This is a genomic window from Pseudomonas sp. B21-040 (assembly GCF_024748695.1).
Classification (GTDB): Bacteria; Pseudomonadota; Gammaproteobacteria; order Pseudomonadales; family Pseudomonadaceae; genus Aquipseudomonas.
In genome coordinates, this window is record NZ_CP087176.1 from 1,438,914 (window position 1) to 1,461,952 (window position 23,039).

At 53.7% G+C, this 23,039-nt stretch carries 23 protein-coding genes and 1 tRNA gene; 13 read left to right on the forward strand and 11 right to left on the reverse strand.

From position 1 onward, the window contains the following. Positions 1-73 precede the first annotated feature (73 nt). Both LOY55_RS06510 and LOY55_RS06515 read left to right on the forward strand, forming a co-directional pair. Positions 74-313 (forward strand): sulfurtransferase TusA family protein, encoded by a 240-nt coding sequence (locus LOY55_RS06510; RefSeq protein ID WP_046029515.1) that lies wholly within the window; start codon positions 74-76, stop codon positions 311-313. A 31-nt stretch (positions 314-344) separates the two neighbouring features. Next, positions 345-1,415: an AI-2E family transporter gene (locus LOY55_RS06515; RefSeq protein ID WP_046029516.1), complete on the forward strand. Its 1,071-nt coding sequence runs from the start codon at positions 345-347 to the stop codon at positions 1,413-1,415. A 133-nt stretch (positions 1,416-1,548) separates the two neighbouring features. Here the strand turns inward: LOY55_RS06515 and LOY55_RS06520 are convergent, their stop codons facing one another. Continuing rightward, a complete protein-coding gene (locus tag LOY55_RS06520; RefSeq protein WP_046029517.1) occupies positions 1,549-2,022 on the reverse strand; it encodes a peroxiredoxin in 474 nt (157 codons plus the stop codon). 10 nt (positions 2,023-2,032) lie between these two features. Beyond that, positions 2,033-2,593 (reverse strand): glycine cleavage system protein R, encoded by a 561-nt coding sequence (locus LOY55_RS06525; RefSeq protein WP_027925530.1) that lies wholly within the window; start codon positions 2,591-2,593, stop codon positions 2,033-2,035. Between the two features lie 328 nt (positions 2,594-2,921). Here LOY55_RS06525 and dapA point away from each other — a divergent pair, with 328 nt between their 5' ends. The 5 genes from dapA to LOY55_RS06550 all read left to right on the forward strand — a co-directional run bounded on the left by dapA (position 2,922) and on the right by LOY55_RS06550 (position 6,612). Continuing rightward, positions 2,922-3,800, forward strand: a complete 879-nt coding sequence (dapA, locus tag LOY55_RS06530; RefSeq protein ID WP_007979774.1) for a 4-hydroxy-tetrahydrodipicolinate synthase — start codon at positions 2,922-2,924, stop codon at positions 3,798-3,800. Between the two features lie 17 nt (positions 3,801-3,817). Next, entirely contained in the window at positions 3,818-4,933 is a 1,116-nt protein-coding gene (gene bamC / locus LOY55_RS06535; RefSeq protein ID WP_077430729.1) for an outer membrane protein assembly factor BamC, read from the forward strand. A gap of 4 nt (positions 4,934-4,937) precedes the next feature. Further along, positions 4,938-5,696 (forward strand): MBL fold metallo-hydrolase, encoded by a 759-nt coding sequence (locus LOY55_RS06540; protein ID WP_077430728.1) that lies wholly within the window; start codon positions 4,938-4,940, stop codon positions 5,694-5,696. Positions 5,697-5,724: 28 nt separating this feature from the next. Next, positions 5,725-6,438, forward strand: a complete 714-nt coding sequence (purC, locus tag LOY55_RS06545) for a phosphoribosylaminoimidazolesuccinocarboxamide synthase (RefSeq protein WP_007944067.1) — start codon at positions 5,725-5,727, stop codon at positions 6,436-6,438. 84 nt (positions 6,439-6,522) lie between these two features. Then, positions 6,523-6,612: transfer RNA gene (locus tag LOY55_RS06550), tRNA-Ser, on the forward strand. Between the two features lie 397 nt (positions 6,613-7,009). Here LOY55_RS06550 and LOY55_RS06555 read toward each other — a convergent pair. Both LOY55_RS06555 and LOY55_RS06560 read right to left on the reverse strand, forming a co-directional pair. Further along, complete coding sequence (locus LOY55_RS06555) at positions 7,010-7,579, reverse strand: recombinase family protein (RefSeq protein ID WP_258667802.1); 570 nt, start codon at positions 7,577-7,579, stop codon at positions 7,010-7,012. 143 nt (positions 7,580-7,722) lie between these two features. Then, a complete protein-coding gene (locus tag LOY55_RS06560; RefSeq protein ID WP_258667803.1) occupies positions 7,723-7,935 on the reverse strand; it encodes a hypothetical protein in 213 nt (70 codons plus the stop codon). Between the two features lie 147 nt (positions 7,936-8,082). Between LOY55_RS06560 and LOY55_RS06565 the strand changes: the two genes are divergently transcribed. Both LOY55_RS06565 and LOY55_RS06570 read left to right on the forward strand, forming a co-directional pair. Further along, positions 8,083-8,841, forward strand: a complete 759-nt coding sequence (locus tag LOY55_RS06565; RefSeq protein WP_258667804.1) for a hypothetical protein — start codon at positions 8,083-8,085, stop codon at positions 8,839-8,841. Between the two features lie 27 nt (positions 8,842-8,868). Continuing rightward, the gene (locus tag LOY55_RS06570; protein ID WP_258667805.1) at positions 8,869-9,699 is read left to right on the forward strand and encodes a hypothetical protein; all 831 of its coding nucleotides are present in this window, start codon (positions 8,869-8,871) and stop codon (positions 9,697-9,699) included. Between the two features lie 319 nt (positions 9,700-10,018). On the opposite strand, the gene LOY55_RS06575 is transcribed toward LOY55_RS06570, so the two are convergent. The 4 genes from LOY55_RS06575 to LOY55_RS06590 form a co-directional block, all read right to left on the reverse strand. After that, positions 10,019-10,507 carry a hypothetical protein gene (locus LOY55_RS06575; protein WP_258667806.1) on the reverse strand — a complete coding sequence of 163 codons (489 nt, stop codon included), beginning with the start codon at positions 10,505-10,507 and terminating at the stop codon, positions 10,019-10,021. Next, positions 10,504-10,701, reverse strand: a complete 198-nt coding sequence (locus LOY55_RS06580; RefSeq protein ID WP_258667807.1) for a hypothetical protein — start codon at positions 10,699-10,701, stop codon at positions 10,504-10,506. The genes LOY55_RS06575 and LOY55_RS06580 overlap by 4 nt, the downstream gene beginning before the upstream one ends. After that, positions 10,698-10,898 carry a hypothetical protein gene (locus tag LOY55_RS06585; RefSeq protein ID WP_258667808.1) on the reverse strand — a complete coding sequence of 67 codons (201 nt, stop codon included), beginning with the start codon at positions 10,896-10,898 and terminating at the stop codon, positions 10,698-10,700. The genes LOY55_RS06580 and LOY55_RS06585 overlap by 4 nt, the downstream gene beginning before the upstream one ends. A gap of 147 nt (positions 10,899-11,045) precedes the next feature. Next, positions 11,046-12,458, reverse strand: coding sequence for a hypothetical protein (locus tag LOY55_RS06590; RefSeq protein WP_258667809.1), 1,413 nt, complete (start codon positions 12,456-12,458; stop codon positions 11,046-11,048). A 341-nt stretch (positions 12,459-12,799) separates the two neighbouring features. On the opposite strand from LOY55_RS06590, the gene LOY55_RS06595 reads away from it, so the two are divergent. Beyond that, positions 12,800-13,315: a hypothetical protein gene (locus LOY55_RS06595; RefSeq protein ID WP_258667810.1), complete on the forward strand. Its 516-nt coding sequence runs from the start codon at positions 12,800-12,802 to the stop codon at positions 13,313-13,315. Here the strand turns inward: LOY55_RS06595 and LOY55_RS06600 are convergent. Beyond that, entirely contained in the window at positions 13,293-14,813 is a 1,521-nt protein-coding gene (locus LOY55_RS06600) for a tyrosine-type recombinase/integrase (protein WP_258667811.1), read from the reverse strand. The genes LOY55_RS06595 and LOY55_RS06600 overlap by 23 nt on opposite strands. A gap of 861 nt (positions 14,814-15,674) precedes the next feature. Between LOY55_RS06600 and LOY55_RS06605 the strand changes: the two genes are divergently transcribed. The 3 genes from LOY55_RS06605 (at position 15,675) to LOY55_RS06615 (ending at position 20,242) form a co-directional block, all read left to right on the forward strand. Continuing rightward, positions 15,675-17,894 carry an EAL domain-containing protein gene (locus tag LOY55_RS06605; protein ID WP_223522393.1) on the forward strand — a complete coding sequence of 740 codons (2,220 nt, stop codon included), beginning with the start codon at positions 15,675-15,677 and terminating at the stop codon, positions 17,892-17,894. A 45-nt stretch (positions 17,895-17,939) separates the two neighbouring features. Then, a complete protein-coding gene (locus tag LOY55_RS06610; protein WP_223522394.1) occupies positions 17,940-19,529 on the forward strand; it encodes a PAS domain-containing methyl-accepting chemotaxis protein in 1,590 nt (529 codons plus the stop codon). Positions 19,530-19,909: 380 nt separating this feature from the next. Next, positions 19,910-20,242: a hypothetical protein gene (locus LOY55_RS06615; RefSeq protein ID WP_046029554.1), complete on the forward strand. Its 333-nt coding sequence runs from the start codon at positions 19,910-19,912 to the stop codon at positions 20,240-20,242. A gap of 21 nt (positions 20,243-20,263) precedes the next feature. Here LOY55_RS06615 and LOY55_RS06620 read toward each other — a convergent pair whose 3' ends face one another. After that, complete coding sequence (locus tag LOY55_RS06620; protein ID WP_223522451.1) at positions 20,264-20,863, reverse strand: cupin domain-containing protein; 600 nt, start codon at positions 20,861-20,863, stop codon at positions 20,264-20,266. 66 nt (positions 20,864-20,929) lie between these two features. Next, positions 20,930-22,891: an FAD-dependent oxidoreductase gene (locus LOY55_RS06625; RefSeq protein ID WP_223522395.1), complete on the reverse strand. Its 1,962-nt coding sequence runs from the start codon at positions 22,889-22,891 to the stop codon at positions 20,930-20,932. Positions 22,892-23,039: the final 148 nt, after the last annotated feature.

Below are 23,039 nucleotides of genomic sequence, written 5' to 3' on the forward strand. Positions count from 1 at the left end.
CTTACTGTAGCCGGACACTTGGCTTGCGACCAGATATTCTAGGCAACTCAACCACCAGACCCGGAGTGAAGCAATGACTGACACAGTAGCCCATGACGCCGAACTGGACGCCAGCGGCCTGAATTGTCCATTGCCGCTGCTCAAGGCCAAGATGGAGCTCAATCGCCTGGCCAGCGGCGCGGTGCTCAAGGTCATCGCCACGGATGCAGGTTCTCAGCGCGATTTTCGCACCTTTGCCCGATTGGCCGGTCATACGCTGCTTCGCGAAGAAGATGAGGCGGGTGTTTACCGCTACTGGTTAAAAAAAGCCTGAAACCGGCTGCGTTCGTTTCTAAGGAATATCGATGTTCAAGGTGTTACGCGACTGGATTCAGCGCTATTTTTCCGATGAAGAAGCCGTGGTGCTGGCCGTGCTGCTGGTTCTGGCATTCACGGCTGTCCTCACCTTGGGTGGCATGCTCGCGCCGGTGCTCGCCGGGATGGTGCTGTCGTATCTCATGCAAGGTCTGGTGGTCACCCTCGAACGTCTGCGTATACCCGGCGCCGTGGCGGTGGGGCTGGTCTTTGCGCTGTTCATGGGGGTGTTGCTGGTTTTCATTGTTGTCGTCGTGCCGCTGCTCTGGCATCAACTGATCACGCTGTTCAACGAGTTGCCCGGCATGCTCGTCAAGTGGCAGTCGCTGTTATTGCTGCTACCCGAGCGCTATCCGCATCTGGTGTCCGATGAGCAGGTGTTGCGGGCCATTGAAGTGGCGCGCGGCGAAATCGGCAAATTCGGCCAGTGGGCGCTGACGTTCTCTCTGTCGAGTTTGCCGCTGCTGGTCAACATCATGATCTACCTCGTCCTGGTGCCGATCCTGGTGTTCTTCTTCTTGAAGGACCGGGAGATGATCGGCCAGTGGGTGCGGGGCTACCTGCCCCGTGAACGGGCGCTGATCACCCGCGTCGCTCACGAAATGAACCGGCAAATCGCCAATTACATTCGCGGCAAGGTCATCGAGATTTTCATTTGCGGGGGCGTGACCTACATCGGTTTTGTGGTTCTTGGGCTGAACTACGCAGCGCTGTTGGCCTTGTTGGTGGGCGTGTCGGTGGTGGTGCCGTACGTCGGTGCCGTGGTGGTGACCGTGCCGGTCATGCTGATTGCCCTGTTCCAGTGGGGCTGGAGTGATCAGTTCATCTACTTGATGGCGGTCTACGGGATTATCCAGACGCTGGACGGCAACGTGCTGGTGCCGTTGCTGTTTTCGGAAGCGGTCAACCTGCACCCGGTTGCAATCATTTGTGCGGTGCTGTTGTTTGGTGGGTTGTGGGGGTTTTGGGGGGTGTTCTTCGCGATTCCGCTGGCGACGCTGTTCAAAGCCGTGCTGGATGCGTGGCCACGCAAAGAGCCGGAAGTCGCGCCGCTGCTTTAATTCTTTAGTGAGGCTGATGGCCTCTTCGCGAGCCGGCTCGCTCCCACATTAGATCGCGTCAGTCAAAACAACTCGGCCAACTAATGTAGGAGTGAGCCTGCTCGCGATAGCGTCGGAACAGGCGCCAGATGAATCAGGCCTTGTTCAGCGCTTGAGCAGCAGCCAGCACGGCATCCACATGCCCCGGCACCTTTACGCCGCGCCATTCCTGACGCAGCACGCCGTCCTTGTCGATCAGGAACGTGCTGCGATCAACGCCCATGTACTCCTTGCCATAAAGCTTTTTCAGTTTGATCACGTCAAACAGTTGGCAAAGCGCTTCTTCCTTGTCGCTGATCAGCTCGAAGGTGAACGCCTGCTTGGCCTTGAAGTTTTCATGGGATTTGAGGCTGTCACGCGACACACCGAACACTTCGGTGTTGGCCGTTTTGAACGCTTCAAGCTGATCGCGAAAGCCCTGGCCTTCAGTGGTGCAACCCGGCGTGCTGTCCTTCGGATAGAAGTAAATCACCACCTGCTTGCCTTTCAGGCCCGCGAGGCTGACGGTCTGCCCATTGGTGGCGGGTGCTTCGAAGTCGGCAACCGGTTGGTCGATGGCAACGGCCATGAAAGCTTCCTTACATTGGGTTTTGTGGGCGCCACGGCTCGATCAGGGCATCCAGGTTCAGCGCGTCGGCGAAATCCAGGAACTGATCGCGCAACCAGCTGATCTGCACGCCGGCCGGCAAGGTTACGGTAAACGTGGCGTTGAGCATGGTGCCACCGGTTTGCGGTGCCTGGTACGTGTCACAGGTCAGGTTTTCCAGCTCGACGTTGTGGTCCATGAAGAATTGGCACAGCTCGTTAATGATGTCCGAGCGATAGGCCGAGCTGACATAAGCCACGTAAGGCAAGGCCTGAGGACGGTTCTCCAGGGCAGCGCTGCGCACCACGTTGACGGTGAACGCATGCTTTTTGGAGAGGCTCGGCAAACTGCCTTCCAGGCGCGCCAGGGCGTCCCAGCTACCGGAGATCTCGAGGATCAACGCACTGCACTCGCCATGACGGGTCAGGCGGGACGTGACTACGGCGCAGCGGTTTTCATGGCTGGCGCGGCACAGGACGTTAGTCAGCTCCATGGGGTTGGCGCCGAGGGCACTGATGACAAGGAATTGTTCGCGAACTGTGGGGGTGGACATGCAGCATTCCTAAAGCGATGAGCGGTCGATACGTCCAAGAGGGTTTTTACCGGGAACGAGCCTGCGAATGCGAATTCAAAAGGCCCGGGCCCAAGGTTGCAATATGCTCCAGTGTGGCAGGAGCGCGGGGCGGCAACGCTGGATCGGGGCTTGTGATGTCGTAACTGGAGGCTGGAATCTGGCGTACGACCTTAGTCAGTACCGATCAAAGTCTGAAGGGTAGCGAAAAGCAACGCCAAGGGGAATGGCGGCAGCGCAGTACTTTGCTTGTGCAAGCATCTTGGCGCCAGTACCATTACGGCTCTCTTTTTCCGGCAGGAGCGGTTTCATGATTGCGGGCAGTATGGTGGCACTGGTCACACCCATGGATGCACAAGGGCGTCTTGACTGGGACAGCCTCAGCAAACTCGTGGACTTCCACCTTGAAAACGGCACTCATGCCATTGTCGCGGTCGGTACGACCGGCGAGTCGGCAACCCTTGATGTCGATGAACACATCGCTGTCATCAAGGCAGTGGTCAAGCAGGTCAACGGTCGCATTCCGGTTATCGCCGGCACCGGCGCCAATTCGACCCGCGAAGCCGTCGAACTGACCCGCAATGCCAAAGAAGCCGGCGCCGACGCCTGCCTGCTGGTCGTTCCGTACTACAACAAGCCGACCCAGGAAGGCTTGTACCTGCACTTCAAGCACATCGCTGAAGCGGTCGACATTCCACAGATCCTCTATAACGTTCCAGGCCGCACCTCCTGCGACATGCAGGCCGAGACCGTGATTCGCCTGTCTACCGTGCCGAATATCATTGGTATCAAGGAAGCCACCGGCGACCTGAAGCGTGCCAAGGCAATCCTTGATGGCGTGAGCAAGGACTTCATCGTGCTGTCCGGCGATGATCCGACTGCTGTCGAGCTGATCCTGATGGGCGGCAAGGGCAACATCTCCGTCACCGCCAACGTCGCACCGCGCGAAATGGCCGACCTGTGCGAGGCCGCGCTCAAGGGCGACGCCGAAACCGCACGGGCTATCAACGAAAAATTGATGCCGCTGCACAAGGACCTGTTCATTGAAGCCAACCCGATTCCGGTGAAGTGGGCTTTGGTGGAGATGGGCCTGATGCACGAAGGCATTCGCCTGCCGCTGACCTGGCTGAGCGCACCTTGTCATGAAACGCTTCGCACGGCCCTGCGCCAGTGCAGCGTCCTGGTTTAATTGAGGAAGTACAACGCATGAAGCGAATGGCCGGACTTTCCGCACTTGCCTTGATTATCTCCAGCACCAGTGGCTGTGGATGGGTCTGGGGCCCGGAAGGTTATTTCCGTGACCGTGGTAGCGATTACCTGGAAGCGCAACAGACTGCACCAATGCAATTGCCACCGAATATCACCGACGCCAAACGCTTGGATCCGCTGCTGCCGATCCCGCGTAACGTGGCCGATGACACCGTCAAGGGCGAATACATTGTTCCTCGTCCGCAGCCGTTGTCGGCCTCTGTCGAAGCCAGTGCCTACACCTTGCAGAAAACCGGCGATTCGCGCTCTATCCTGGCGCAGAACCCGCCGGCTGAAGTCTGGCCAGTGGCAGTGCAGTTCTTCCAGGACAACGGTTTCCGTCTGGATGAACAGCGTCCACAAACCGGCGAATTTACTACCACCTGGCAACATTCCGACGAACTGTCCGCCGCGATGGCCAAGCGTCTGAGCGCAGCCGGTGTCAGCACCGAAAGCCAAACCCGCGTGCGGGTGCGTATCGAGCCGGGCGTGCAGCGCAACACCAGTGAAGTCTATGTGGTCAGCGCCGAGCGTCCTGCCGGCAGCACGGCCGACGTGGACTTCACCAACCGTTCGGTCAACACCGGCCTGGACGCGGCGCTGGTCGACGACATGCTCGCCAGCATGAGCCGCATCTCGGAGAAGGGCGGTTCGGTCTCGATGCTGGCTTCGCGTGATTTCGATACACCGAGTCGCGTCAGCCTGAGCGAAGACGGCAGCGGTAACCCGGTGCTGAACGTCGGCAAAGACCTGGATCGTGCCTGGTCGAGCGTCGGTCGTGCGCTGGAACAGGGCGAATGGCGTGTTGAAGACATCAACCGCAGCCTGGGCCTGTACTACATCAACCTGTCCGAGAAAGCCGATAAGAAAGACGAGAAGCCCGGCTTCTTCAGCAGCCTGTTCGGCAGCGCGCCGAGCAAGGAAGAAGTTGAAGCCCGTGCCGAGCGTTATCAGGTTCGCCTGAGCAAGGTCGGTGAAAACGTCCAGGTTACAGTCGAGAAAAACATCAACACCGTGGCGCCGGCAGACGTGGCGCGTAAAGTGTTGAGTGAGATTCAGGACAAACTGGGCTGATCACATGCGTTTTGCCGTTCTCGGCAGCGGTAGCCAAGGGAACGGCACGCTGGTAGCCAGCGATGACACGTACGTGCTGGTGGATTGTGGTTTTTCCTTGAGAGAAACCGAAAAACGCCTGCTGCGCCTGGGTGTGAATCCGGCGCAGTTGAGCGCGATACTCGTGACCCACGAACATGCCGACCACGTGCATGGCGTGGGTTTGCTGTCTCGGCGCTACAATCTGCCTGTCTACCTCAGTCGCGGGACCCTGCGCGGGATGCGCAAACCAATTGAACCGGCGGGCCTTCTGGCTGGCGGCGAGCAACTGCAGATCGGCGCACTGAGCATCGGCGTCATTGCCGTGGCCCACGATGCACAGGAACCGACGCAGTACGTCTTCAGCGACGGTGAGCGGCGCTTCGGCCTGTTGACCGACCTGGGTTCGTATTGCAACAAGGTGCTGGACGGCTATCGTGACCTCGATGCGTTGATGATCGAGTCCAACCATTGCCGTGACATGCTGGCTCGCGGTCACTACCCGTACTTTCTCAAGCAGCGGGTGGGCGGTGAACTGGGACATTTGAACAACCACCAGGCGGCATTCCTGGTGTCTGAGTTGGGCTGGCAAGGCCTGCAACACCTGGTCCTGGCCCATCTGAGCAGCAAGAACAACCTGCCGCAGCTGGCCCGGCAATGTTTTGTCGACACCCTCGGGTGCGACCCGGACTGGCTGCAACTGGCCGATCAAGATTCAGGGCTCGACTGGCGACACATCGCCTAGCCCACCTACTTAGCAAGCGGAGCCCATCATGGAAAAACGTGAAGAACTCTACCGCGGCAAAGCCAAATCGGTTTACAAGACCGACGACGCTAACCGCTTGATCCTGCTGTTTCGCAACGACACCTCGGCGTTCGACGGCAAGCGCATCGAGCAGCTCGACCGCAAAGGCATGGTGAACAACAAGTTCAACGCCTTCATCATGCAGAAACTCGAAGCCGCCGGCGTGCCGACCCAGTTCGACAAACTGCTGGGCGACAACGAATGCCTGGTGAAAAAACTCGACATGATCCCGGTCGAGTGCGTCGTGCGTAACTACGCCGCCGGCAGCCTGGTCAAGCGCCTGGGCGTCGAAGAGGGCATGAAGCTCAACCCTTACACTTTCGAACTGTTCCTGAAGGACGACGCCAAGGGCGACCCGTTCATCAACGAATCCCACGTTGTGGCTTTCGGTTGGGGCACCGCCGAGCAACTGGTTCGCATGAAAGAACTGTCGCTCAAGGTCAACGAAGTCCTGAGCAAACTGTTCGACGACGCCGGCCTGCTGCTGGTCGACTTCAAACTCGAATTCGGCGTATTCCACGACGGCTCCATCGTCCTGGGCGACGAATTCAGCCCGGACGGCTGCCGCCTGTGGGACAAGGCCACCGGCAAGAAAATGGACAAGGACCGCTTCCGTCAGGGCCTCGGTGACGTCATCGAAGCCTACGAAGAAGTCGCCAATCGTCTGGGCGTACCGCTTTAATCGACGCAAGCATCTGATAGCACGGAAAAAAATCGCAAAAGGGGGTTCGCTTCCGGCGAAAGTGTTGTTATGATGCGCGCCGTTGGAGAGATGCCAGAGTGGCCGAATGGGACGGATTCGAAATCCGTTGTACCTTCACCGGTACCTAGGGTTCGAATCCCTATCTCTCCGCCATTATTCAAAAAGCCTCGTAAGTCGTTGATTTACGGGGTTTTTTTGTGTCTGCTGATTTTTGCGTTTGACCACTCAGTTTGACCACTCAACTTCCCCTCAAAACCAATTCTCCATATTTTAGGAAAGTCGATTTCAGAGTCGACTCAAGATATTCACTGACCAGAATCCGGTGGTTGGTTGTTGGTTGTTGGGTGTCAGTGATTGGTCACGAGGGTTTAACTGCTAGAACAATAACTGACCATACCCCCTTCAATGTTCTCTGAAATCCGTAGGGTGAGGGTCAGGAAGTGGTCTGAGACTGCGCAGGATTGCGTATGGGAAGGTTAAGCCGATTAGAAATGCCACCACTTCACCCGGCTTTGTCGTTGCTCCTGTGAGCTTTGACTGCGTTACTGTATTACGCTTTATTCCAGTGGCGTTTAACAGTTGCGATACCGATCTTCAGCTCAGCGGCTACTTCAGATTGCTTCATATCTTTTGCTTTGAGCTTCTGTACGGCGGTTGTGGTGTCGGTGGCTTCTGGTCTGCCCAACTTCTTACCTTCAGACTTTGCACGCTGCAAACCTGACTGAGTGCGTTCTATCAACAGGTCACGTTCAAACTCTGCGACAGCGCCTAGAACCTGCATGGTCATCTTGCCCGCTGGACTGGTCAGGTCTACGCCACCAAGTGCAAGGCAGTGAACACGGATACCACTCGATTCCAGATGTTCAACTGTCTGACGTACATCCATGGCGTTACGACCAAGCCTGTCCAGTTTGGTTACGATCAACACGTCACCTGATTCCATCTTGGTCAACAGTGCTTGAAAGCCTGTACGTTCCTTTGCAGGAATACTTCCTGAGATGGTTTCTTCTACTACCCGACTCGACTGTACGTCGAAACCAGCGGCTTTCACTTCCTGCACTTGGTTTTCAGTAAATTGTGACGACGTGCTAACGCGGCAGTACAAGAAGGTGCGTGACATGGGTGACTCCTTGGTATCGTTTAACGTGGTATCAGTGTACCAAGGTATCAACAAACAAGAAACCCTATTTTGATGGTGCTAATTCAGGCCGGTTTTCCGGTCATCGTTTAACGGTCGTTTGTTGATACCGCCACTTCTAATACCTACTGACGTATCCGAAGAATGCCAGCGGTGATAGCTGACGCGTTCCTGTCGAGGGTTTCCAATGCCGCTATCGCATTGTCATGCACGTCGGGCGAGCCTGCGGACTTTACCCACAAAGAAACTTCTTCAATTGCAGCAGCCAAAGCGTGCTGGTTGTGCAGCAACAGTGTGAGTACATCGGCGGTGGCGATTGCGGCGTGGTTGTCTGGCATGGGGCGGTCATCCTTGAGTGATCGATTTTTGGCCATCTGGAATTATTGTACAAGCAGTGCCAGGTGATAGTTATTAGAACCGTGGGACAGGGCAAGGTGTCTGGAAACAGGTATGCTCTCGACCTTCGACGGATTGCGAGTTTTACGATGGAAGACTTTATCGCTTGGGCTGGATGGCCGTATGTTGGTGATTTTTTCAAAATCGTTCCGGGAGTGGTGTTGTTTCCACTTACCTTGATGCTGGCATGGAAGAAATTTGGCAACAAAGCTCTGGTTACATACTCCCTCACACACAATCTCTACATGGCACCACGTCTGACGGACATTGCACTGACCAACTGTAAGGACCGACCACTGATTGTTCATGCCTTGTACATCATCGTTGACCGTCACATTCTCGTGCCACTCAAAGAATTCAGTCCACCGTTAGTAATAAAGGGGCTGGAGAGTGCTCTGATCGAATGCGATCCGGTATCATCATATAGCGTAGGTGAGCATTCATTTGAATTTGACTTTCAGCATGTGTGGGAAATTTACGTACTAACTACAGGTGGTAGATTCAAATGTGATGCAGACCCCACTCCAAATCTTTTCTCAATTGCAAGAGACGAAGAGTACCAACATGTGCAAATTCATAGACGCTTGTTTAACGGGCATATATTTAATGACCTCGTCCGGTACGCCTTAACTTTCACCATGAAAGGGAAGCTGCATACGGCATTTGTTGACGTTGGAGGAATGATAGGGCAGGAATGGCCTTTCGTTATTAACTGTCTCCGACCTGAAAATATGACTGACGCGGTTACAGTAAAAAAGGTACTTGAAGAGTTGTATGGAGAATTGATGGATGGTCCGCTACATGTGACTGTTCTCAATGAGCCGCAGATACAATCGCCTGTAGATTAAGATGCTTCTTTACAAAAGGATTGAGAAATGTTTGAGCAGTTGATTTCATGCTTGAAAGATATTCCTAACGTTGTTTGGTCCGGTATAGTCGCGTCTTGCATAACTTTGTTAGGCGTTATGCTTTCAAATGGTAGTAACACCAAGCGTCTGAAGTTGCAACTGGATCATGATGCGCGAGAGAAATCGAAGGACAAAATCAACAATCTCAGGAAAGAAGTATACCTCAAGGTTATCGAAGATATTGAAGCTACAAACATTCATATGAGTACTCTGGTAAATCGCGATCTTGTTAATTCAAATATGACTGCGGAAATTCAAGCGATTACCGCATCGATAGCAAAGCTAAAATTGGTATCTGAGCCTGAGACAGCGAGATTAGCAGGAGAGTTGAGTGCCGCGTTTGGGGCGTTGTTTTTAAGACTCATACCTAGGCTCATGCCGGTAATGGAAGCAAGGTCAGACATTGAAATCAACGATTCCGCTTATGTCAATTCTTCGGCAGAGGCTTCTAGAGTCATGCGGGACCTGCATAAGTTTAACGAGGAAGGACGACAAGATGCAGTTATCTTTCAGGCTCTTCAAAGCAATTATGACTTTTTTTCTGCGCAGGCTCAGCAATATGCAAGCGCGCGAGCCCTTGCGTACACTGTGCGTAATATTAGGGTGAATGAATTTAACGCAATGCTTCTGCCTGAGATGAAAGAACTATCTAAGCTGCAATTGAAGGTTGCAATTGCTATACGTAAAGACCTTGGTGTTTCCTTTAATGTCGCAGACCTTGAGCGGCAACTAGAGCGGCATTGGGCGGTAATGGAGGCGGAGTTTGGTAATGCAATGAGCGGCTTGAAAAACGAATAGTTTATTGCCTTATTTCAATCGTGTTGTTTAACTCTACGTGATTTTGAGGTGGAAAGTGAATCGTGCTTAACCTTAAAGGTCTTAATCCCAGGTATAATCAGTGTTTCAGAGGTGTTAGCACAAAAATTCAAGAGTTGTTACTGACTGTCATCCCTGTTGCTATGTCTGAATGATTGCCTGTTGTTATAGCTATATTTCAGATGTGAAAATGCCCCTGAGTGCGGTTAGGCAGTCAAGGGCTCTGGTTGTTGCTCGTTACCACTAACATTGTAAACGCTCTCAGAATCAATTGTAGAGTGTTACAGGGGTTGTCTTTGGTTTATGCTGGAATAACTAATGGAGTGAAAGTGTCGGCAACCTGACGTTCAATGTCAGCAATCATCTTGGCCTCCTTGTCAGCAATTCGCTTAGCTTCTTTAATCTCAGCAGTCTGAATCAACTGTGCTTTCAGCCGTTGACGATAATCTTCATGTTCACTTTCAAGCCAAGTCACGTATGACTGTTTAACTTGAATGTCGATTGCTTCAAGGTCAACCGCTCGTACATTTTCCGGCTTTCGCATAAATGCGTGATTTGATAGTGGTGCAAGGGTGATCGGCAGTTTGTTACTCAGTTCATAACCTTGGTTAGCGAGTTCGATAACATTGTTTATGAAGTCAAATGGAAGCTCGCCAAATACATGCGTGTAACTTTCGCGACTGCTGTGATACTCGGTATGGCGTTCTGCTTGATGTCGTAAAAGTTCTTTCTCATCGTACTGTGGTGGTACACCTTGGATCGTAATTCGTTCTTCTGTCTTGTTGGTCATTTCATTTTCCTCTGTTTAATTAATGTAGTCATTTCTTTAATGATGGTTGCTTTACATAGTCGATCAGGCTTGGTTGTTCTAGATGTCACCTTACCTACTTCAGCTTTCTGTACAACCTGTTGCTTGGCTTCTTGTTGCTGTTTGTCGAATGCTTGTTGAAGTCGTTTGGCATAGTAGTTTAGACGTTCATTCATAGCAGTTCCCCTTCGGCTTCAATCAGGGCTTGTACACCATACTCTGTTACCAGTTGGTCAAGGATGTCTGTGGTACGACGTACCTCTTGTTTGTCATCAATGGTTACCGCTGACTGTTTAAGATGTAGGTAATGAACCATCTGTTTTACAGCTAATGCTCGATCTACATCGTATGATGTGAATTCTGTATCTTTCATTTTCATTTTCCCTTTTCTATGTATTGTTTTGATGTTGTGGTTTCTGTCTCAATCAGACAGAGAATTCATACTCTCAAATAAGCTGTAGCCCTTATAGAATCACGCTTTGAGGCATGTAGCCAACCCAGTGTACGTACTACCTCGGTATTAGAACTCGCACTCTCTCATCCATGCAGGTACAGGTTTAGGTGGTACATAAACTGGCTCTTTGTATGTGACAAGGTTAGGGTTTGGCACGTAATCATCTTCAATCTCATAGTGAGTTGTTGAGTAGTCGTGTTCACCTTCACACAGTTGCGGTGGGAAACTGGTGAACATTGTTTCCTCATGCAATGCTATTTGAGCTTTCTCAATCTCATCGGCCAGCATGTACTTGTCAACCATACTAAGTGTGATGAGTGCATTCTTAATCACTGGTACTTGTTTAACAAACTGAGTGTAATCGTCTGCGTAGTAATTCTGTATTGCACTGTCAGACTGGCTGTAGTCCGGTGTCAACGACGTTACGCTCAAATACGTACTCAGGGTGCTACGAACAATCTTGCGGTCTACAGCCTTGCCTTGGAGCGTGTCAAAGGCTTGAAAGCTTATATAGTCACGGAACTTTGAAGCACTCATATCTTCACGTAGTGTTAGTGGATTCCATGTAACACCGTGTGGATTTGTAAGTACACTTGAAAGTCCATGTTGATCTTGTTGACGACTCAAGAAAGCAATTGCAACTTGCAACACTGGTACCATGAATGAGATGTCATCTTTATGCTGACCATCCGGCAGTTGTTCAGACAACCGCTGACATTCTTCTAGCATGACAATGAATGATCGTTTAGTTGCATATTCAATTGTAAAGGCTGGTTTGTTTTCTATCTTTGTTCTGATTGCCTGTAGGTCATACATTGACATTGTTTCAAGTTTACTTAGTGGTAATGTATTGTCAGGATCGTTTTGGAATACCCATTTAGCCAAGCTGTAACGCCGACTTATGTTGACCGGGTGTTCTTTGGCATAGTCAATTAACACTTGACCAAGATACTCAGTTACTTTATCAAGCACAACGCGATCACTGGTTTCCTTCGTTACTTTCCACTTGGCTTTAAGCTGTTTCTTTGGAATGGACAATCCACGATCTTTGTAGACCTTGTTGCTGTGCTTTTGATTAAGGAATGCAGTACCAATAAACAGGTTAAGATGATTCAATAGTCCTACTGTATCTTTACCAACTGCTGGTGAGATATGACAGAGATGATATTGAGACTTCTTTGTCTCAGGGTTGTATCCATAAGTTTTGAACGTGGCGTTACGTAATGCAAACAATGCAACAAGGTCGACACCTTGTAGAATCTCGACTGTACCTGATCGTTTGCACTCTTTAGCAACTGATCGCCATTCATCTGACAGTGCAAGTTTTAATACTCGCTTTTCAGCAACTGTCTGACGCCGGTCTTTCTTGACCTTGGTGTAGGATGTTGTACGACAGTTGGGGCAATACTTTGCTCTGATATGACTGGTGTTGAATTCTGTCTTACATGTTAGGCACTGTTTTACTCGATTGATTGCCATGGGTGTCCTCACTTGGGGATTTAGGGTTGTTCACATTTCTGTTCGAATTCTTGTTTAGGTTGTTGTAGATGGTCGATATCATCACTTGGAGACAATGTGTCGGATTTGTATGTCCTGTCTTCTCCATGATCCAGACAAGTTGTTCAACACGGTCTGGGTTAAGTCTAATCTTCATTTTTGAAATTCCTGTTTTGGGTCAAGGCCACGCTCTATAAGGCTTAGAGCAATGTAGCCAGTCATCTGTACGTACTAGCTACCGTTGCTTTCAGCAGCTGGTAACAGTGTTGATGTCAGAACCAATTGACCGGCTGATAATGTAGCTGGCAACTGTTACACCCAGCTTGTCAGCAGCCTTACTGATTGCCTCAAAGTGGGTAACACTGAAAGCAAGTTTCACAGGTACGATTGTTTCTTTCTTTGCTCGCCATTTGATTCCGCGACAGGTTGATCCACAAGTTAGGGCGTGCGACCTGTATCCAGTTAAAGGTTTGTTGCATGACGCGCATTGCTTTACTACAGGCATAGAATCGCCTCCATTTAAAGTTGGTTATAAAGAGTTGTTGGATGTGTTGTGTATCAGGCAACAAAAAGCCGTACTGGTTGAAGAGTACGGCTCTAAGTATTTTAGCGGAGAAGGAAACCAACAACTTACGACGGTTAGGAAGGAAGAAACTAAACGTCGTAAGAGGAGCCACAAGACTATTGAAGGTACTGATATGGTTGTGTCGGTTTTCTCCTCCTTCTACGCACTATTCTACAGATTTTCTTCAAAAAAGTCAATACGTTGTGCTTCTTTGTCAAGCACTTTCGTCATTTATTTTCAGCTTCGTCAGGTCAACCACCGGCTGGAAGGTTGATGCCTGAGAAGTTAAATGACAGGTTGGAAAGTGCGTCAAACTTTTGCCTAGGGCTAGCGCCTTCATCGTAAACGTCAAACGTAACCAACCCAGTCTCATGACCAACGATGTTTGCCACAGTAGGGCCGGGTACTCCACTGCGCAGTAGGAGGGTAACGACCATCGACCGTACACTGTGAAAAACGTGGTGTTTGCCGAAACCTTGTGCCGTTTTCAATCTACCGAATGCCTTGCTGAGGGAGTCGGATCGAATCCCGTACTTGTTACCGGCTGAGCTTGGTAGAAGGAAGCCATCAGTACTATCAGCGATCAGGCGTTCTACCGTGGCCGACAGGGAAGGGTGAACAGGTATTTCTCTGATACCGGCAACAGTCTTACTGTCGTCAATCTTGAAACTTAGAACGCCTTCAACTTTCACCACTGATTCTTTCCGAAGCTGAGCAAGCTCCTCGATACGGCAGCCCGTGTGGGCACCCAGCATGATCAAGTCGCACAACGTCTGGTTACCGTCTGCTAGGGCGACTCCGTACAGGTATTCAATCTGCTCTGGGGCGAACGCCTTGCGGGCTGCATCTGCCTTGGCCTTACCACGCACCTTGGGAAGTTCTTGGCCTTTGAACGGGTTGTCCAGTCCCAGGTGCAACTCTTGCCAGCGCGCATCATTCTTCGTTGCCCACCGCCAGAACGTTGAACCTGCTAACAAGTATTGAGCTTTGGTCTTGCTCGATAGATTGAGCGTTTCCAGCCACGAGGCAATGGTCGCACTGGTCAGCGATGAACCTTGATCACGGAGGTAATCAGACAGTTTGGTGAGCTTGCTTTCCTGCTGGTCAATGGTCTTGGCCGCAATACTGTCTTTCACCCGGTGAGCTCGGAACTGTTCCAAACGGCGATCTGTAATAGGTGAAACTGGTTTGTAGCTTGTTGGGTTAATGATCAACTCACGAGCTTCCTCCGACTCAAGCTGAGAAAGTTTGTATTTGTCTTTGGCGAGTAACACCATAAAGTCAGCAGTGAATTGAGAACCACCCAACACGGCATCGACAGTTGAGGAAGGTTCTCGTTTGAAGGCAGCCTTCATGACCTCTACATATTCGCTAGGGATTGGTTGCCCCGGTTGTTTACCGGACCATGGTAACTCTTGTGCAGGGACGTCCAACTGGTACGCACCAGAGAGGAAATCTGAACCTTTTGACGGGTTCTTTATCGCGTCTAGCAAACGTGCATTTATCTTCTGTTCCAGCGTCAAACCTCTGTCTGCCAGTTCGGGGCGCCACTGGTCAGCCACTGTGAGCTTTTGTTCCTTCGCCGCCGCAATTTGAGCTTTCCACTGGGCAAGGATTGGCAGTCGTCTATCCATAGCTTCAGCTTTGTTGCTGGTGCCCGTGGTCTTGATCAGCTTGGTGCGACCACCAAAGGCATGACGAACGCCGGCTGGTACTGCCATACGAACATACCAAGTGCTTTCGCCGGGTTTCTGTACAAGGTGAGTCGCCATGCTGATAGGTCTCTATTTTGACCACTCAATTTGACCACTCTTGAGGCTGTAAGCCAAGAAATACCGTGTTCTGCGGGCTGTAGGTCTGAAATCGGAGACTCCCTATCTCTCCGCCATTACATATACGAAAAAGCCCTGATTATTCAGGGCTTTTTCGTTTCTGTGTTTCTGAAAAAATCCCGGCCCCTACTTTTTTGGACCAGCATGGCTTTGTGCTTTCGCGGACTCCCCTCCGGGCTCCCTGAATGGAATGAAGAGTGATGAGTTTCACAGGGTAAATAGAGAATCCAAAGCAACGGCTACAACATTGATTTTAGTCAATAAAATGACAAGAACAGTGCTGTAAACAGCACATCAACCTTATGGGGATGATGTGTTATGTACGAGTCCAACCAGACAGCCAGAGTTATCTGCAATGATCGTGAACTAGCCGATCAATTGCGCCCTCTCTTGGTTCAGATAGCGCCAGATTGCGAGGTGCTGAGCGCGCCGGGTAATTGCACTGCCGCGCCGTTTTGCCGCTGGCTCGGTGAAGGGCAATTGGGACCAACCGGGCGGATACAGTCCGCTTTGCTCGAAGCTACAGAGGTTTTAGAGCAGACAAGACATGCCTTCAAATCTCGCGAACTGGGGTTGCTACGACGACGATTGCAGGCATTGCTAGATAAATTGTCAGACAGCCCAGAATGATGTAAATATGCCATTAGTAGGTTCCGCCCAAGGCGGGGGCCGGCTTTGCCGAGCAGGACAATGGGCCTGGAAGACGAAGCGCCGTGACAACCAGTTCTGGTCAAGAACTGGTTGTCACGGCGTTTTTTTTTGTCAGTAAAAAGTCATCCGTACAAACACCGGGGAGTGAGAATGAAGGTGACACAAGATCTGACGGAGTTGCTCAGGCGCATCCGTCTCGATCACGAGGAGATCGTCGAGCGTTTCCGCTTTCTCGACTGGAGTGCCGAAGATGGCGAACGTCTCGGCGCAGCAGCCCCGCATATGGCCTCGGCTCAGCAGGCTTTCGTTGATCATTTGTACGGTCACTTGGCGAAATTTCCTACTCCGTCTGTGCTGCTTCGCGCACCGGACGTCACCGCCCGACTGAAGCACAGCCAGGTCGAGTATTACCAGTGTTTGTGGGGCGGGCCTTACGATGACGAGTACGTCAACGGCCGTCTGCGCATCGGTGTGATCCACCAGCAGGTCGGCCTGGAGTTGAAGTGGTATCTGGGCGCCTATCGTCTATACCTCAACGACATGCTTGCAAGTGTGTTCGGCGACTGCCAAAACACCACGCTCTATTCAAGTCTGTTGAAAGCGGTTTTTTTCGACATGACTCTGGCCATCGACACTTACAGTGCGGCCCAGCACAAGGCTCTGGAGGACAGTGAGGCTCGCTTCGCCCGAGCGCTACGCGGTGCCAACGACGGTATCTGGGATTGGCATGTCGATCTGGATCGACTGTATGTTTCCGAACGCTGGGCCAACATGCTCGGCCTCAGCCGCGACAGCGTCGGCGAGAGTAGCGCCAGTTGGTTCGGTCGTGTGCATCCGGACGACTTGCCGGATTTTCGCCAAGCCATCGATGCCCATTTACAGGGGCAGACTTCCTTTGTTCACCATGAGTACCGCATCCGCCAAAACAACGGTGGCTATATTTGGGTACTGGTGCGTGGGGTCGCCGAAGCGACGACACCGGGCCAACTGCGCATGGCCGGTTCACAGACCGATATCAGTGCAAAAAAGGATGTCGAGCAGCGCCTTAAACATGCCGCCCACCATGACCCGCTGACCGGCTTGGCCAACCGAACGCGCCTTGATGAGCAAATGCAGAAAACCTTCATGAAACAGCGCAAGGGAGGTGTCCAGGAGGCGCTGCTGTTCATCGACCTCGACCGCTTCAAGTTGATCAACGATAGCCTTGGCCACAACGTCGGTGATCGAGTGCTGGTAGAAGTGGCACAGCGCTTGAGAGACTCTCTGCGCCCCAGTGATCAGCTATTCCGCTTCGGCGGAGATGAATTCATCGTATTGCTTCATGAACTCACTTGCGGCCGCGACGCCGAGCAAATATCCCAGCGCATTCTCGACAACCTGCATCAACCGCTGCACATGGACGGTAGGACCCTGGTGGTCAGTGCCAGCATCGGGATCGCGCCATTACATGATAACGGCAAGGCGCTGGATGTCCTCCAGGCCGCCGACCTGGCCCTCTACAGAGCCAAGTCTGCCGGCAAGGCGCGGTTCGCCCACTACAGCGAGGCGTTGCAAGACACCGCACAGCACCATCTGGAGTTGGAGTCCGCTCTGGGCCAAGCGCTGAAACACAATGAATTCGAACTGCACTACCAGCCGATCTATCGTCTTGATCAAGGGGCACCCCTCGTGTCTGGGGTCGAAGCGCTGTTGCGGTGGCGCCATGGCGAACGCTTGATCTCACCACTGGAGTTCATCCCGGCGCTGGAGGAGTCGGGGGAAATCATCCCCGTCGGCGAATGGGTATTGCGCCAAGCCTGTCAGCAGACCCGCCTCTGGCAACTGGCCGGTCATGAAAGCCTGCGTTGTTCGGTCAACATCTCCAGCCTCCAATTGCAACAAGTCGACTTCATCCTCCGGCTAATCGACATCTTGCAAGAAAGCGGCCTGCCACCCGCCAGCCTGATCCTGGAGATTACTGAAAGCCAACTGATGCACGACGACGAGGACACATTGGCCTGTCTGAACGAATTGGCCAGCCTTGGCGTGTTGTTGGCGCTGGACGATTTTGGCACCGGTTACTCCTCGCTTGGCTATCTCACGCGCTTTCCGCTGCACATCCTCAAGCTGGATAAAAGCTTCATCGGCGGCATCCCGTACGACCACAAAAAGAGCGCGATCAGCCAGGCGATCATCGGCCTCGGCTGTAGCCTGGGCCTGGAAGTGGTGGCTGAGGGCATCGAGAGCCCGGCACAACTCGACTTTGTGATCAGTGAAGGCTGCCACTACGGCCAAGGCTACTGGTTCAGCCGAGCACGACCGGCTGCGCAGATGCAACGGTTATTCAGCGGCGAAGACAGTTTCGAGGGGCTTGGGTGCCCGTTGCAGTAAGCACAGCAGGCACCCAGCGGTATCCATCAGCTAAGGAGGCAAATAATGAAAATCAATCTTCCGGTCAGTGGTCGTGCTGTCGAGTTCAGCGTCGATGCGAACATTATTTCAACTACCAATCCCAAGGGCGCCCTCACTTACGTCAATCCGGATTTCATCAACATCAGCGGATTCAGTGAGGCCGAGTTGGTCGGCGTCAATCACAACATCGTGCGTCATCCGGATATGCCGCCAGAAGCCTTCGCACACCTGTGGCAGACCCTCAAGGCCGGACGCTCGTGGATGGGCCTTGTAAAAAATCGTTGTAAAAACGGTGACCACTACTGGGTCAACGCCTACGTCACGCCGATGCAGCGCAATGGTGAAATAGTAGAGTACCAGTCGGTTCGAACGCTCCCGCCGAAAGCACTGGTATTCGCCGCCGAACATCTCTATGCACAGTTGCGCAACGGTAAAAAAATACGCTACCTGACGCCGTCACGACTGTCTGTCGGCATGCGCGTAGCACTCGCCGGCACCGGGCTGAACCTACTCGGTTTTACCGTCCTTGGCATGGTCGGTGCCCTCGCCTGGAACATGGTGGTTATCGCTGCGCCACTACTCAGTTTGTTGCTCGCAGGCATGCTGCGCTACAGCCTGCGCCCCTTGGACGCCCTTGCCAGAAAAGCTAAAAATATCGCCGATAACCCACTAAGCCAAATGCTCTACAGCGGCCGCAGCGACCAATTTGGACAGATCGATTTCACCCTGAAAATGCTTGAAGCCGAGACGCTGGCAGTCGTCGGCCGCATTGCCGACTCGGCCCGTCAACTGAACAAAGAAGCCGAAGAGCTCGTCGCCGCAGTGGACAACAACAACTGCGCGACCCTACAGCAGCAAGGGGAAACTGCTCAGGTGTCCAGCGCCATAACCCAGATGGCCAGCAGTGTGCAGGAAGTGGCGCGCAACGCTCAGCTCACCGCCAGCGCCGCGAGTCTGGCCAATCAAGAAACCGACCGAGGTCGACAACTGGTCGAGCAAACCCGCCAGCACATCGACAGCCTCGCCAGCGAGGTGCAACAGAGCGGCGCAGTGATTTATCAACTGGAACAACATAGCCAGGAAATCAACCGTGTAGTCGAGGTCATCCAAAGCATCGCCGAACAGACAAACCTGCTCGCCCTCAACGCCGCTATCGAGGCCGCTCGCGCCGGCGAGGCTGGGCGTGGTTTCGCCGTGGTCGCCGACGAGGTGCGCGGGCTGGCTACGCGCACCCAGCAATCCACCGCAGAAATCCAGGGAACCATCAATACCTTACGGCGTTCCACGGGGGATGCGGTGGTCGCGATGCAGCGTAGCCACAGCAAGGCCGAAACCAGTGTTGAACAGGCACTGTTTGCCGCCCGGGCGCTGGATGGGATCACCCAACGAGTCGGTGAAATAAGCGACATGAGTGTGCAAATAGCCACCGCCGTGGAGGAGCAGAGCGCGGTAGGTGACAGTATCCAGTGCAACCTGAAAAGTATCAGTCAAGCCACCCAAAGTAACGTGCTTGCCAGTAGCCAGAGCCACACGACTGCTGCCCATGTCGCCAAACTGGCCGAGCGCCTTCAACTGCTGGCGGCGCAATTCTGGGGACGTTCACGCAATGAATGACGAGTTCGAGTTGGCTGAAAAGCTCCCACCGCCAAGACTGACAGGGCTAGATAACCAAGTATTGAAGTTTTCCCGTCACTGGTATTTGAGTGGTGTCTATCTGCGCTGTACGTCCTGTGGCAGCGGGCAAAAAGCCAGTGAAGCCAACTTGCCATTCCCCCATGAGAGCAGTTGTCTTCGCGCGGACCCCCAGCACTACCCGTGGCATGATCTTGCCCGCATCCTGCATTGGGTACCGAGCGAAGATGTCGTTTATATCTAGGGCTAACCCGGGACGTTCCAGATCGTGAGGCGCATGCCTGACGACAACAGAAACAAGACACCTCCACGTCATTAGCTATCATGCACACAGAGCAAATCACCGGATAGCGGGGGAGTGCATGAACAAATGGCAACGGTTTTGGTTGGGAGTGAAGCTGGCTGCAGCCGTAGCGGCCTGTGCGGCTGCTGGTTTCCAGGCTTTTTACTACATGCTGGACAGCCCTGACGCCACGGGAATACATCCGTTGAGCATTCTGGTGACCGGGCTGATCTTCGGCTTCATCATTTTTGGATTCCTTTCACTGATTGAAAGGACGGTGAAGCGTTTAGTGGCCCGTTTTGTCCCTGCCAAGCCCGCGCCTCAAGCGGAGCATGAGAACGATGTGGCGCTGACTGAGGAACAAACGTTGATACTGCCCGCTGGTGATTCAACCCAGCAGAAACAACGGTGAGAGGGTGTTATTCAGCCCCTCTCAAAACGTCGGCGGCGTCACCACCCAAATCACCACCGCATCCACATCTCCAGGGTTCCCATACCGATGCGGTTCCTGGCTGGAAAAGCTGAAACTATCGCCTTCACCCAGCAAAAAGTGCCGCTCCCCGACCCACAACTCAAAACTCCCCGACAGCAAATACCCCGCTTCTTCCCCTTCATGGCTATAACTCTGCTGGCTATAAGTCCCAGGGGGAAACCGCGAATGCAGCATTTCCAATTGTCGATTCGGCTGTGGTGTCAGCAGGTGATCAACGATGCCGTCTTCGTAATGCACGCTCATCCGGGAGTTTTTACGCACCACGATGCCGTCATCCTCCGGCGCCGTTTGCGTTTCGCTGGCAAAGAACCATTGAATGGTCACGCCCAGACTCCGGGCGATGTTGAACAGGGCCGGAATGGAAGGGTAGGCGAGGTTGCGTTCGAGCTGGCTGATGTACCCCGCCGTCAATTCGCTCATCTGCGCCAATTCGGCCAGGGTCATGCCCCGGCGTTTACGCAACCCACGAATTCGCGTGCCGAGGAAGTGCGGCTCAGCGCTGGCGCTGTCCAGTGTGGACGCGCCGGTGGCAGGCTGCATCTTGCTGCTGTTGCTCATGGCGTGCTCCAAACCGGGATCTGTCAAAACCCCGGAGTATAAACAGCCTTAAAGCTCCCAGGCGACTTTCAAACCTTCGTAAATGGCTTCTTCGGCGGTACGCGGGGCGAGGCAGTCGCCGATGCGTCGAAACTCCACCAGGCCTTGCAGTTCTGCGCCGAGGGTGTCGACCGGTTGATGGCCCTGGCAGAGCACCAGGGTGTCGATGTTTTCGAAGATCATCGGTTCGCCGCTGGCGGTGTGTTGCAGGTAGACGGTGTTGTCGTCGCAGCCATACAGGCGGGCGTAGGGGGTGATCGGGATGCCAAGTTTGTGCAGTTCGCCGGCCAGTTGATCGCGCACGTACAGCGGCAGGTTTTCCCCGCAATGGGTGCCGTTGACCGCCAGTTGCACTTGATGCCCGGCGCGTACCAAGCGTTCGGCGATGCCGGGGCCGATCCAGTCGCAGCGCCAGTCGACCACCACCACGGAGCGGCCGATTGGCACTTCCTCGCGCAGCACTTGCCAGGCGTCGACCACCTGCAATTCGCCGCCGCGCTCGAACGCTGGCCAGTACGGCTCGGCGCCGGTGGCGACGATCACTACGTCCGGCCGTTCGCGTTCCACCAGCGCGCGGTCGACGCGGGTGTTGCGCACGACGCGCACGCCGGCCAGTTCCATTTCACGTTGCAGGTTGGTGCTGGCGCCGCCGAATTCGCTGCGCCGGGGCAGCAGTTGCGCGAGCAATACCTGGCCGCCGAGTTGCGAACTGGCTTCGTAAAGGGTCACGTCATGTCCGCGCTGAGCGGCCACGGCAGCGGCTTTCATCCCGGCTGGGCCGCCGCCGGCGATCATGATGCGTTTACGTTGCCCCGTCATTTGCCGCTGGCCGAAAATCAGCTCGCGCCCGGTTTCCGGGTGCTGGATGCAGGAGATCGGCAAGCCTTTGTGGAAGTGACCGATGCACGCCTGATTGCAGGCGATGCAGGCGCGCACATCTTCGAGGTGGCCGGTGTCGGTCTTGTTGGGCATTTGCGGGTCGCAGATCAGGGCGCGGGTCATGCCGCAAACGTCGGCCTGACCGCGGGACAGAATCAACTCGGCCTCCTGCGGCTGGTTGATGCGCCCGGTCACGAACAGCGGAATCGACAGGCAGGCCTTGAACGTTCCGGCTTCCTTCGCCAGATACGCGGCCTCGATCGCCATCGGCGGCACGATATGCACCGCGCCACCCAAGGATGCCGAGGTGCCCGCGACGATGTGCACGTAATCCAAACTCGGTTGCAGCAATTGCACGGCCGACAAGGACTCGTCTTCAGTCAGCCCCTCGGGATCGCGCTCATCGGCGGAGATGCGCAGACCGATAATGAAGTGTTCATCGGTGCTGGCGCGCACGGCGGCAATCACTTCGCGCAAAAAGCGCAGGCGCTGCTCCAGGTCGCCGTTGTAGCCATCGGTGCGACGGTTGACCCGCGGGTTGATGAACTGCGCCGGCAGGTAACCATGGCTGGCGACCACTTCCACTCCGTCGATCCCGGCCTGATGCAAACGCCGGGCGGCGGCGGCATAACCGGCGACAATCTCGTCGATCATCGCCTGATCCAGCGCACGCGGCATCACCCGGAATCGTTCGTTAGGCACCGCCGAAGCCGAGTAGGCGACCGCCAGCAGACCATCGCTAGACTCCATGATTTCCCGACCCGGATGGAAGATCTGCGACAGCACCACGGTGCCATGTGCATGGCAACGCTCAGCGATTTTGCGATATCCCTCGATGCAGGCATCGTCAGTGGCCATCAGCACGTGCGAGGTGTACCGCGCACTGTCATGCACCCCGGCCACTTGCAACACGATCAGCCCGACACCGCCTTCGGCTCGTGCGGTGTGGTAGGCGATCAGCTGCTCATTGACCAGGTTGTCGGTGGGCATCGAGGTGTCGTGACCGCTGGACATGATGCGGTTTTTCAGGCGTTTGCCCCGCAACTGCAAGGGTTCGAACAGGTGTGCAAAAGCGGCGGAAGAGGACGGCATGGTGCGGTTACTCCAGGCTGGCTGAAGCCGAAAGGCCGGGTTTTCGGCGTTGTTATTATTTGCCTATAGAAATTTACCTTCAGTAAAAAATCAACTTGTTTTTTTACTGGTGCTCGCAGTAGATTCATTTGGCGCCCGCACCTGGGGC